At 65.8% G+C, this 11,305-nt stretch carries 11 protein-coding genes; 5 read left to right on the top strand and 6 right to left on the bottom strand.

All coding sequences use genetic code 11. The annotated features are described in order from the left end of the window. Window positions 1-28: 28 nt before the first annotated feature. Complete coding sequence (locus U5A65_RS07635; protein WP_321911451.1) at window positions 29-859, bottom strand: helix-turn-helix transcriptional regulator; 831 nt, start codon at window positions 857-859, stop codon at window positions 29-31. 198 nt (window positions 860-1,057) lie between these two features. On the opposite strand from U5A65_RS07635, the gene U5A65_RS07630 reads away from it, so the two are divergent. From U5A65_RS07630 to U5A65_RS07620, 3 genes are all read left to right on the top strand, one after another. Then, window positions 1,058-1,219: a hypothetical protein gene (locus U5A65_RS07630; RefSeq protein ID WP_321934102.1), complete on the top strand. Its 162-nt coding sequence runs from the start codon at window positions 1,058-1,060 to the stop codon at window positions 1,217-1,219. A gap of 256 nt (window positions 1,220-1,475) precedes the next feature. Beyond that, window positions 1,476-1,907 (top strand): DoxX family protein, encoded by a 432-nt coding sequence (locus U5A65_RS07625; RefSeq protein WP_321911447.1) that lies wholly within the window; start codon window positions 1,476-1,478, stop codon window positions 1,905-1,907. Between the two features lie 70 nt (window positions 1,908-1,977). Next, window positions 1,978-2,247 carry a hypothetical protein gene (locus U5A65_RS07620; RefSeq protein ID WP_321911446.1) on the top strand — a complete coding sequence of 90 codons (270 nt, stop codon included), beginning with the start codon at window positions 1,978-1,980 and terminating at the stop codon, window positions 2,245-2,247. A 51-nt stretch (window positions 2,248-2,298) separates the two neighbouring features. Here the strand turns inward: U5A65_RS07620 and U5A65_RS07615 are convergent, their stop codons facing one another. Beyond that, on the bottom strand, window positions 2,299-3,774 hold the full coding sequence (locus tag U5A65_RS07615) for an MFS transporter (RefSeq protein WP_321945952.1): 1,476 nt from the start codon (window positions 3,772-3,774) through the stop codon (window positions 2,299-2,301). A 136-nt stretch (window positions 3,775-3,910) separates the two neighbouring features. Beyond that, the gene (locus tag U5A65_RS07610; protein WP_321911442.1) at window positions 3,911-5,212 is read right to left on the bottom strand and encodes an MFS transporter; all 1,302 of its coding nucleotides are present in this window, start codon (window positions 5,210-5,212) and stop codon (window positions 3,911-3,913) included. A 385-nt stretch (window positions 5,213-5,597) separates the two neighbouring features. Between U5A65_RS07610 and U5A65_RS07605 the strand changes: the two genes are divergently transcribed. Further along, on the top strand, window positions 5,598-6,332 hold the full coding sequence (locus U5A65_RS07605) for a response regulator transcription factor (RefSeq protein WP_321911440.1): 735 nt from the start codon (window positions 5,598-5,600) through the stop codon (window positions 6,330-6,332). Between the two features lie 103 nt (window positions 6,333-6,435). On the opposite strand, the gene U5A65_RS07600 is transcribed toward U5A65_RS07605, so the two are convergent. Then, window positions 6,436-6,705 carry a hypothetical protein gene (locus tag U5A65_RS07600; protein ID WP_321911770.1) on the bottom strand — a complete coding sequence of 90 codons (270 nt, stop codon included), beginning with the start codon at window positions 6,703-6,705 and terminating at the stop codon, window positions 6,436-6,438. Between the two features lie 239 nt (window positions 6,706-6,944). Further along, on the bottom strand, window positions 6,945-7,277 hold the full coding sequence (locus U5A65_RS07595; protein WP_321945951.1) for a hypothetical protein: 333 nt from the start codon (window positions 7,275-7,277) through the stop codon (window positions 6,945-6,947). Window positions 7,278-7,506: 229 nt separating this feature from the next. Between U5A65_RS07595 and U5A65_RS07590 the strand changes: the two genes are divergently transcribed. Then, window positions 7,507-10,677 (top strand): transglycosylase domain-containing protein, encoded by a 3,171-nt coding sequence (locus U5A65_RS07590; RefSeq protein ID WP_321945950.1) that lies wholly within the window; start codon window positions 7,507-7,509, stop codon window positions 10,675-10,677. 85 nt (window positions 10,678-10,762) lie between these two features. Here the strand turns inward: U5A65_RS07590 and U5A65_RS07585 are convergent, their stop codons facing one another. Continuing rightward, window positions 10,763-11,305, bottom strand: coding sequence for a glycine zipper family protein (locus U5A65_RS07585; RefSeq protein WP_321911432.1), 543 nt, complete (start codon window positions 11,303-11,305; stop codon window positions 10,763-10,765).

Genomic DNA, 11,305 nt, shown 5'->3' with positions numbered 1-11,305 from the left:
CGCGCTCGTTTCACGAGCCAGACCGACTTCAACGCGCGTGATCGCGTAATGCCTGCGCCGTTTGCGGATTGGCGGGAAAGAACGCTTCGATTGCCAGTTCGGAAAGCGTGATGTCGACCGGTGTGCCGAACACGGTGGTCGTGCTGTAGAACGCCAGTTCGCCAAGCACCGTGCGCACGCGCAGCGGCACGGCAATGTGGTGGGCGATGGGCTCGGCGCTCGTGTTCGCCACGCCCGGCGGGGTGGGATACGACGCGAGCTCCTCGTGCAGCGCGGCGAGCGCGGGGTCGGCGCTTGCATCGATCTGACGCTGCAGGCGCGTCAGCAGATGCGCACGCCACGCGTGCCAGTTGACGATCCGCGGCGCCATGCCTTCCGGATGCAGCGAAAGCCGCAGCGCATTGATGGGCGCGGCGAGCAGCGCGGGTGAAGCGTCGCCGATGAGCGGTGCGAGCGAGCCGTTCGCGGCGACGATATTCCAGTGGCGGTCCACTGCTACGGCAGGATAGGGCTCGTGCCCACGCAGCACGAGATCGACCGCCTCGCGCGCGGCGGCGAGCTGCGGGTCGTCGAGCGCCCGCTCGCGATAGAGCGGCGCGTAGCCTGCCGCCATTAGCAGCGCGTTGCGCTCGCGCAGCGGCACGTCGAGTTGCTCCGCGAGATGCATGACCATCTCGCGGCTCGGCAGCGCGCGGCCCGACTCGACGAAGCTCAAATGGCGCGTGGAAATCTCGGCTTCGGTGGCGAGCAGCAGCTGGCTCATGCGCCGGCGCACGCGCCAGTCGCGCAGCATCTCGCCGACGCTGCGGCGCACAGTGCCGGACGGCGTTGCAGGGAGAATGGAAGCGAGCGTGGTCATGGCGCCGATTTTAGCGAAACGCGTGGCCGAAGCGATTACGTATGAGGTAAAGAAACTGTCTGGCGCTGCCGACATCGGATATATGAAAACCTTGGGTTTATGTCCCTGCTGCATGCGTGGACGACGTTTACCGTGTGCCGCGCTATCGCCTAGAATGAAAAATCTCACGTACTGTGGCGTCGCGCTGAGGAGACAGCCATGAGGGAAACGGTTGCTGCTTATCTGCTCGGACCAGGCGTCATGTTGCTGGTGTGCGCGGTCATGTGGGCCGTGTCGCGCCGCAGCAGAGGCGCGCTCGAGGCGCGCCTGACTCGCTGGCTCGACGCGCATCGGCCGCACGGCATGCGCCACAAGCATTGAGCGTGCCAGCGCCGCGGTGTTTTGCGCGGGTTTGTGCGTTCGTGTCGTGGCATCGCGAGCGAATCGCCGCATTCGCTGCTACGTAAATTCCATAGCATTCCGAATCAATTGCCGGCCTGGTTTCCGGGTTCGTTTGCGTCGCTCCGGCGTACGGCACGCCCTGGCGCGTCACGCTTCGTCTGCCGTTCCCGTATCAATTCGAGGGAACTGACCGTGCGCCCTGTGGTCATTCCGATATTGCATACCGGAGCCCTCCATGACCCGTCCCGCCGATTCCTTCATCATCTTCATCGCCCGCATCGCGCTCGCCATTCTGTTTCTCTGGGGCGGTGCCATGAAGCTGCTGGGGTACGCGGGGTTCGTCGGCTACCTGCACTCGAAGGGCGTGCCGTATGCCTCGTATGGCGCAATCGTGGCGACCGTCATCGAACTGCTCGGCGGCATCGCGCTCGTGCTGGGCGTGCGCACACGCGCGGTTGCGTTCCTGCTGGCCCTGTACGCTATTGTCACGGCGATACTGGGCCATGACTTCTGGAACGTGACCCAGGCGGCGGCGCAGCAAGATGCGGTTATTCACTTCTGGAAAAACGTGGCGATCGCGGGCGGTTTCCTGTTGTTGAGCGTGACGGGCGCGGGACGTGCTTCCGTTGATGGCATGCGCGCGCCGCGCGGCGGCCTGCGAGGCTGACGCCTTTGTATGGCGAGGCGCGAGTGTCGAATCACAACCACCGGGCAACCGGGTGTAAAGGGAGCAGGCCTTGATACAGAACTTCGACTTCAACGTGGCAGGCAAGACCGGGCAGTTCTGCGCGAGTCTTGCGGAGGACGGCACGCGGCGCGTGTTCATCAGCTATGCGGATACCGCGAAGACGCTGGTGATTCTCGACGCCACCGGGATTCTCGGCGCGCTCAAGGCCGAGCTCGAAGAGCCCGACCAGCTGATTGCCCACGCCATCCGCAAGGCGCAGAGCGATGGCTTGATCGCCCGCGCGATCGACTCCGGCACGATCCAGGAGGCGTCGCTGTAATTTGGCGCCGCAGTGCGCCATCACAGCGCGTCACCCCAGCTCGCCATTGCATCAGCGCGATTCCGGCTCGTTCATCCGCGCAGGCGCGGCACGGCGCACGCGCGCATGCGCCGGATCGGTTTTCACGAACCAGGCGAGCCCGGCCGCCGTGAGCAGGAGCGCCGTCGAGACCGCCGTTTCCGCACGCAGGCCGGCCACCACCTGTGCCGCGAGCGCGCCGCCCGCGAGCGCACCGAACGCCGCCACTCCCACCGCACCGCCCGCCTGACGCGCCGTATTGAGCAGCGCCGAGGCCGTGCCCGCGCGCGCGGGTTCGACTGAGGAAAGCACGGCCGTCGTCATCGCAGGCACGGCGAGGCCCATGCCCGAGGGAATCAGCAGGAAGGCGAGCAGCACGAAGGCGAGCGGCGTCGCGGCGTCCACGCCGACCAGTAGCGCATAGCCCGCACCCGCGATCAGCGCGCCGACGATCATCGGCCGGCGCGTGCCGTAATGCGCCACCACATGGCCGCTCACGATATTCGAGAGCAGGAACCCGCCGGTGAGCGGAATGAACGCAAGGCCCGCCTGCAACGGCGTTTCGCCGCGCGCATGCTGCAGGTAAAGCGCGAGCACGAACACGGTGCCGTAATACGTGAGATTCACGCAGATACCGAACAGCACGGCCGCGCTGAACGTGCGGTTGCGCAGCATGGCGAGCGGCACCATGGGGTCGCGCGTGCGCGCTTCGAGCGCGACAAACGCCAAACCCGCTACGAACGCGAGCGCAAAGCCGCCAGCCACGGCCCAGTGCGCGAAGCCGAGCGGCCGCCATTCGATCACGGCGCCCGTAAAGGCCGTGAGCGCCACGATGGCGAGGAGCTGGCCGCGCACGTCGAGGCTGCGCGCGGCGGGCGCGCCGGCAGCGGTGGATTCGTGCTGGTGGCGGCGCGGCGCGGGAATCCACGCGAGCGTGGCCCACAGGCCGGCCGCGCACAGTGGCAGGTTGACGAGGAAAATGCTGCGCCAGCCGAACGCCGCGATCAGCAGGCCGCCCGCCACCGGGCCCGCGGCGATCGAGATGGCGCCCGCTGCGGTCCAGAAACCCACGGCGCGTGCCCTCAGCCCGCGGTCGTGGCGGCACGCTTCATTGAGCAACGCGAGCGAGTTGGGCAGCATGGCCGCCGCGCCCGCGCCCTGCACCGCGCGGGCGGCGATCAGCATGACCGGATTGGCCGCGAGCCCGCAGGCGAGCGAGGCGAACGCGAACACGACAAGACCGGCGGCGTAGAGGCGGCGCGCGCCGTAGCGCTCGCCGAGCACGCCGCCCGAGAGCATCAGCACCGCGAAGGCGAGCGTGTAGGCGTCGACGATCCATTGCAGGCCCGCGACGTTCGCATGGAGATCGGTTGCGACGCGCGCGAGCGCGATATTGACAATGGTCACGTCGAGCTGCGTGACGACGAACCCGATGCTGACGGTTGCGACGATACGCGTGAGCGCGGGCGTGAAATGGACGGGGGCGGGGGTGGGGTGTGAGGTATTCATGCGCCCATGGTAGGACGCTCGCCGGCTTCGACGTTTCAGCGCGAGGTGAATCGTCGAAGCCGCCGGAAAAATGGTGCCGGACCGGGCGGGCGCTCAGTGTGCGCTCAGCGTGCGTTCAGAGCGCCCGGCGGGGCATTTACGACTCCCGGTGCGGGTCCTTGAAGAACAGCGTGGTGATCGCGCCGAGCACACAGATCGCGGCCACGTAATAAGTGGGCGCGAGCGGTGCGGACTTCATCAGCAGTGCGACGACGATCGGCGTGAGGCCGCCGAACACGGCATACGCCACGTTGTACGAGAACGAGATGCCCGAGAAGCGCACCACGGGCGGGAACGCGTTCACCATCACATACGGCACCGCGCCGATCGTGCCGACCAGCAGCCCGCTCACCGCGTAGAGCGGCATGAGCATCGAACTGTCTACGGCGATCTGGCGGAACAGCACGTAGTACGAGATCGCGAGCGCAATGCCGCCAATGGCCAGCACGCGGCGCGCGCCGAAGCGGTCCGCGAGCGCGCCCGCGCTCACGCAGCCTACCGTGAGAAAGAGCGTGGCCACGCAGTTCGCCAGCAGCGACGTGGTGGCGTCGAGATGGAACTGCTTTTGCAGCAGCGGCGGCGTCATGAGGATCACGACGACGATGGCGGCCGACAGCATCCACGTGAGCAGCATCGAGACGATCACGGCGCGGCCGTGGTCGCGCAGCACGGCCTTGAGCGGAATTTCTTCGGCGAGCGACTTGCGCGCCTTCATTTCCGCGAACACGGGCGTTTCGTGCAGCCACTGGCGCAGATACACCGAGAACATGCCGAACAGCCCGCCGATCAGGAACGGAATGCGCCAGGCATACGCGGCGATGTCGCTCGGGGCGTAGTGATGATTGACGGCCGCGGCGATCAGCGAGCCGAGCAGGATGCCGAACGTGAGGCCCGCCGTGAGCGTGCCGCACGCATAGCCGATATGGCGGCGCGGCACGTGCTCGGAAACGAACACCCACGCGCCCGGCACCTCGCCGCCCACGGCTGCGCCTTGCAGCACGCGCAGCGCGAGCAGCAGCACGGGCGCGAGCACGCCGATCGAAGCAAAGGTGGGCAGGCAGCCCATGGCGAGCGTGGGCAGCGCCATCAGCAGCACGGAGAGCGTGAACATGCGCTTGCGGCCGAGCAGGTCGCCGAAATGCGCCATGACAATGCCGCCGAGCGGGCGCGCGAGGTAGCCCGCCGCGAAGATGCCGAAGGTCTGCAGCTGGCGCAGCCAGTCGGGAATCGTTGCGGGGAAGAACAACTGGCCGATAGCCGGCGCGAAGAACACGAAGATGATGAAGTCGTAGAACTCGAGGGCGCCGCCAAGCGCGGCGAGCCCGAGCGTCTTGTAGTCGCTGCGGGTGAGCGCGCGCGCAGCGGCAGGCGTGCGCACGCCAATGTCTGTTGCTTGCATTTCCGAAAAACCAGGATGTTGTTATGTACGACGTTGCATGTAGCGCGTGAAGAACGCGTGCGGACGTCCGTGATGGCCGAATTTGCCTGGTGCGCGCGTGGCGCGGGGGCGGCGGTCGTCGGATAGGCGGGCGCAAGGGTGGGGGCACGGCAACAGCGCGTCCGCGCGGGTGGGCGGACGTGCCGACGAGTTCAGGCCAGCCGGAGATTCTACAGGAAGCTTGCCGGCCGCCAGACGCGGGCCTGGCCTGCGTCCGTCAGAGCGCGCATGGGCGGCTGTGGGAAAGCGCTGCGGCCGATTGGATTTCGGACTCGTCCGATGGGCAGTTTTTGCACATCTCCACAAAATTGCACGCTTCGATAGTCGATTCATAAAAGGACCCACTATGCGCATCGCGATTTTCCAGCGCGACGCTGCCCATCGCCAGCAACTCGAGCGCGTGTTGACGCAATGCGGTCACGCCTGCGTTCAGTTCAGCGACGCGCTCACACTGGCGAGGACGCTGGCCGCATCGACGGTCGACATGCTCGTGCTCGACTGGCAGGGCTCGCAGGTTGCCGGCGCCGAGTTGCTGAGAACGTTGCGGGCGGTGAACGGCAGTCAGATTCCGGTACTTTTCGTCTCGGAAGACGCGTCCGACGAGAGCGTGGTGCGCGCGTTTTCGGTTGGCGCAGACGACTATGTGGGCCTGCCAGTGTGCCCTTCGGTGCTGCGCGCGCGCGTGAACGCGCTCTTGCGCCGCGCGTTTCCCGACCGCTACGAGAATATGACGATCGACGCGGGTCCCTATCACTTCGATATGCGGCGTCAGGCTGTCAGCGTGCATCGCAAGCCCGTGGAGCTTTCGACTACGCAATACCGGCTCGCCGCGCTGTTCTTTTCGAACATCGGCCGGGTGCTCTCGCGCGATCATATTTACGCGATGGTGTGGGGGCGCGAGTTGCATACGCTGACCCGCACGATCGACAGCCACGTGTCGCGCCTGCGTCTGCTGCTGGAGATCGAGACGCCGAACGGCTTCCGGCTCCAGCCGGTATACAAGAGCGGCTACCGGCTACTGCGCTTGCAGGACGAAAATGAGGCGTTCGCCGCCGAAAATGAGGAGCTCGAGCCGGCTTGAGGCGACGCGCGCACCGTTATGCGGTTCGGCAAAAAAAACGGCGGCACGCAATGCGTGTCGCCGTCTTTTTTGTTCGACGTGTCCGGTGCGGCGCGCGGCAACCTCAGCGCGCGAGGCCGAGTCCTTGCAGCACGGCGTTGCCTTCCGACGTGAGGCGGATGCGCGCGTCACCGGCGGCGTCCTGCACCTGCTCGACGAGGCCGGCTTCCTTGAGCATGGGAATTTCCGGTTTGGCGTGCGCATCGATCGGCGCATGCAGCAGCAACAGGAGGGTCGCAAGCTCGTGGTGGCTGAGCAAACGGCGCAACAAGGTGCGGCGAACGGGCTTCGCACCGGGCGCTGCCTCGCTGTTGACCTGACTCGTCGTCTGGATCTGCGGATCTTGCTGTTTCACGGAACCTCCTGCTGCATGCGTTTCTTCTGAGTGAAGCGATGATGCGCACGAAGACTTAAGCGATTCTTAAAACGCCTGGCGAAAATGTGTCAGCGCGCTACACAGCGCGCATGAATGTAAAAGGCTGTAATAGACGGGCGTCAAACTGCGAAAAAGCGCAAAAAGGCGCTTTCGGCACGCGCACGTCGCGGCTGCGGCGCAAGCCGCCCGTCAAATGCTCAAGGCGCGCAGGTTTTGCTCGCGCCCTCGATCCACAGGTTCGAGGCGTGGCGTTTGCCGGCGTAATAGCGGTAGGTCGTCGCGCCGTTGTCGGTGCGAACCTTGATGACGTTCGAGTCGCCGAACTCGAGCATCTGGCCTTGCGGCAGCGGCGAGGTGCTAAAGCTGGCGCCGTGACGCTGGGCTTCCACGGTCAGGCACGAGATCACGTCCTGGACCGACCGGTTGGTTGTGGAATCGATGACCGGCTGACCCGCGTCCGGGTTGCTCTGAAACCACGCGCACGCGCCGAGCGTGAGCGAAAGGGCAAGGGGCACGGCAAGCTTCTTCATATTTCCCGGTATCCAACCAAATAGTCAGTCAATCATTATATCGGGAGCATCTCCCGTGCCACGGGGCTCGCGCAAAATGCCGCAAAACTGTCACGCACCGGGCATAGGTGTTGCGGCAGTGCGACGAGCGTGCGGAGCCCTACATAGCGGCACGCAAGATCCTACGGAGAGAGATAGACTATCTGAGGGGTGCCGCCTGGAAATCTGACGTGACGTCAGGAGAATACGCATGAACCGCCCATCGGTACGCTTTCCTGTTCGCGCCGCTGGCGCTGGCTCACTTTTCAGGTGGGTCAAGTGGGGATTCGTCGTCGCGTTTCTGGCCGCCCTCGTCATCATCGCGCGCATCGTGCAGATCGAAATCGATACGTCGCGTCTGCAGGCGCGCTACCTTTCCGAACTCACGCGTGACATAGGCTATACGGTCGAGAACGGGCCGAGCCACAGCATCCGCTTTCCCACCACGAACGGGCCGTACGACGTGCGGCTCGGTTATGCGCAATTGCCCACCTTCGCGAACCGGCTTGCGGAACGCGGTTTCGCGATCGCGGCGCAGGCGCGCGATTCGGATCGCATGCTCGCCGTGGCCGACCAGGGGCTTTTCCTGCCCTTCGAAGAAAAGGATCAGGCCGGGATCGTGCTGCGCGACGCGTCGGGTGCGACACTGTTCCATACGCGTTATCCGCAGCGCGCCTACGAGAATTTCGACGCGGTGCCGCCCGTGGTGCGCGACTCGCTGCTTTTCATCGAGGACAAGTACCTGCTGGCCCCGGATCAGCCGAACCGCAACCCGGCCATCGACTGGGGGCGTTTTAGCCGCGCGCTCGTCGACCAGGGGGCGCGCCTCGTGAACCGGCATCAGCAAACGCCGGGCGGCAGCACGCTCGCCACGCAGATCGAGAAGTTCCGGCATTCGTCGGGCGGCCGTACCTCGACGCCGCCGGAGAAGCTGCGCCAGATCGCGTCCGCTTCGCTGCGCGCTTACCTGGACGGCCCGCAGACCATGCCTGCGCGCCAGCAGATTCTCGTGCACTACCTGAATTCGGTGCCGCTCTCCGCCAAGCCGGGTGTGGGTGAAGTCAACGGTCTTGGCGACGGCCTCGCCGCCTGGTATGGGCGCGACTTCCGCGACGTCAACCGGATCCTGCGCGCACCGCTCACGCCCGAGTCGCTCGACACGCAGGCGCTGGCGTTCCGCCAGGTGCTCTCGCTGCTGATCGCCCAGCGCGCGCCTTCGTATTTCCTGCAAAAGAACAACGACGCGCTCGCGAAACTGACCGACAGCTACATCCGCCTGCTTGGCGCCGGCGGCGTGATTACGCCCGCGTTGCGCGACGCCGCGCTCGCCACGCAACTCTCGCTCGACCGCTCGAAGCCGTCGCAGCGCGCGCCGGTGTCATTCATGGAGCGCAAGGCGGTGCTGACGCTGCGCACTCAACTCATGCAGGCGCTCGGACTGAAGACGCTTTATGACCTCGACCGCCTCGATCTCACCGCCACGGCTACGCTCGTCGACAGCGTGCAGCAGGCCGTGGGCGAGCGCCTTGCCGACGCCGCGACGAAGGACGGCGCGCGCCAGGCGGGTCTGGTCGGCTTCGAGATGCTGCGCCCCTCCGACGATCCTTCGAAGATCGCGTATAGCTTCACGCTGTTCGAGCGCAGCAACGGCGAAAACCTCGTGCGCGTGCAAACGGACAGCGTGAACCAGCCATTCGACATCAATTCGGGTGCGCGGCTGAATCTGGGGTCGACAGCGAAGCTGCGCACGCTCGTGACGTATCTGCAGATCGTGAGCGCACTGCACGCGCGGTACGCGGCCGATGACGTGAAGTCGTTGCGCGCGATGCTGCCGCAAATCGATCCGAGCGACGCGCTCACGCGCTGGGCCGTCGACTATCTCTCGAAAACGTCCGACCGCTCGCTGCATGCCATGCTCGAAGCGGCCGTGGAGCGCAAGTATTCGGCCAACCCGGGCGAGACGTTCTACACCGGCGGCGGCGCGCAGAGCTTCAACAATTTCGAGTCGAGCGACAACGCACAGATTCTCACGGTGCACCGCGCGTTCCAGCATTCGGTGAATCTGGTGTTCGTGCGGCTCATGCGCGACATCGTTCACTACGAGATGATCCAGACTTCGGGGCCGCCCGCGCAGTGGCTCGACGACCCGGCCGTGCGCACGCGCTTTCTCACGCAGTTCGCCGACGGTGAAAGCCAGGTCTACATGAAGCGCTTCTACACGCGCTACGCGGGCAAGAGCAACGACGAAGCGCTGGCGATTTTGCTGCAGCACACGCGCAAGGGCCCGGCGCGCATTGCGACCGTGCTGCGCAGCGCGAAGCCCGACGGCCAGTTGCCATGGTTCGACGCACAGATGCGCGCGCAACTCAAGAACACGAAGTTCCAGTGGCTCGACGACGAAGACCTCGCGCGCTACTACGACAAGTACGCAATCGACAAATTCAACCTCAACGATCGTGGCTATATTGCGGGCATTCACCCGCTCGAACTGTGGTTGCTGAATTACTTGCGCACGCACCCGGATGCGACGCTCGCGCAGGTCCAGGAAGCGAGCCGCGACACGCGACTTTATACCTACTCGTGGCTCTTCAAGACGAAGTACCACGCCACGCAGAACCGGCGCATTCGCCACATGATCGAACTGCGCGCCTATGACGCGATCGGCAAGTCCTGGCGCTCGCTCGGTTATCCGTTCGACAGCATCACGCCTTCGTATGGCGCGGCGATCGGCGCGTCGGGCGACCGGCCCGCGGCGCTCGCGCAGCTCATCGGCCTCATATCGAGCAACGGCGAAAAGCTGCCGACGCATAGTTTCGAGTCGCTCGACTTTGCACGCGGCACACCCTATGAGACGCACTTCGTGCATGCGTCCACGCCGCCGCAAGCGCTGGTTTCGCCCGAGATTTCGCAGGTGGTGCGCGAGTTGCTGACGGCGGTGGTGGAGGGCGGCACGGCCAAGCGCCTTGCCGAGGGCATGACGCTCCCCGACGGCAAGACGCTGCCGGTCTACGGCAAGACCGGCACCGGCGACCAGCGCTTCAACGTGTACGCGCCGGGCGCGCGGCTGATCGAATCGCGCAAGGTGAACCGCAGCGCGACCTTCGTGTTCGTGATCGGCAACCGCTTCTACGGCACGCTCACGGCATGGGTGCACGAGCCTTATGCGGCGCGCTACACGTTCACGAGCGCGCTGTCCGTGCAACTGCTGAAGTCGCTTGCGCCTGTGTTGCAGCCGCTGCTCGAATCGAGGCCCGCCTCGGACGGCGATGCGAAACCCGATCCCGTGCACGCCGCACAGCAGATGACGCTGATCGACCCGCAATCGGGTGAAATGCACCGTGTGGTGTGGAACGGCAAGGCGCTCGAGCTCGATTCGCACTGAATCGGGCGATTCGGCATCCAAAGCAAAACGCGGGGCTTGGCGCATGCGCCAAGTCCCGCGTTCTTTTTATGCGGTCAATACCGCTTCAATAGCCGCTAGGCGGCGGAGGCGCCGACCCCGGCGGGGGCGGCGGCAAATAGCGGGGCGCTGTCTGGAATTGCTGCTGCGGCGCCTGGAACTGCTGGGGTTGCGACATCGTCATGTTGCCGGGCGCTGGTATGCGGTTGCCGGTGGCGTACATGCATTGCAGATAGGCGTAGTCGTAGCGGCGCTGCACGTCCCACGCGGAGCCCTGGGCGTTGCCCATGCCGACCGCGCTGCCGGCAAGCAGGCCCGCGCCCGCGCCGATGGCCGCCCCCTGGCCCCCGCCGAATGCCGCGCCCGCGGCCGCGCCGAGCGCCGTGCCCACCACGGCGCTGCCGAGGCCTGCGCCGGTCGCCGCCTGGTTCGCGGTGACGCCGCCTACCTGCTGGAAGGCGAATTGGCGGCAATTCGCGTCGTCGGCGCGGAACTGGTCGAAGGTTTTGCCTGTGCCGGGCAAGGCCATCACGCTCGGCCCCGTGGGCGTCACGGCGCATGCGCTCAGGAGCCCCGCGGCGGCGAGTAGCGCGAGATACGTGTATTTCAT

The sequence above is a fragment of the Paraburkholderia sp. J10-1 genome (assembly GCF_905220165.1).
Lineage (GTDB): Bacteria > Pseudomonadota > Gammaproteobacteria > Burkholderiales > Burkholderiaceae > Paraburkholderia.
This window is presented reverse-complemented; position numbering and strand designations above follow the sequence as displayed.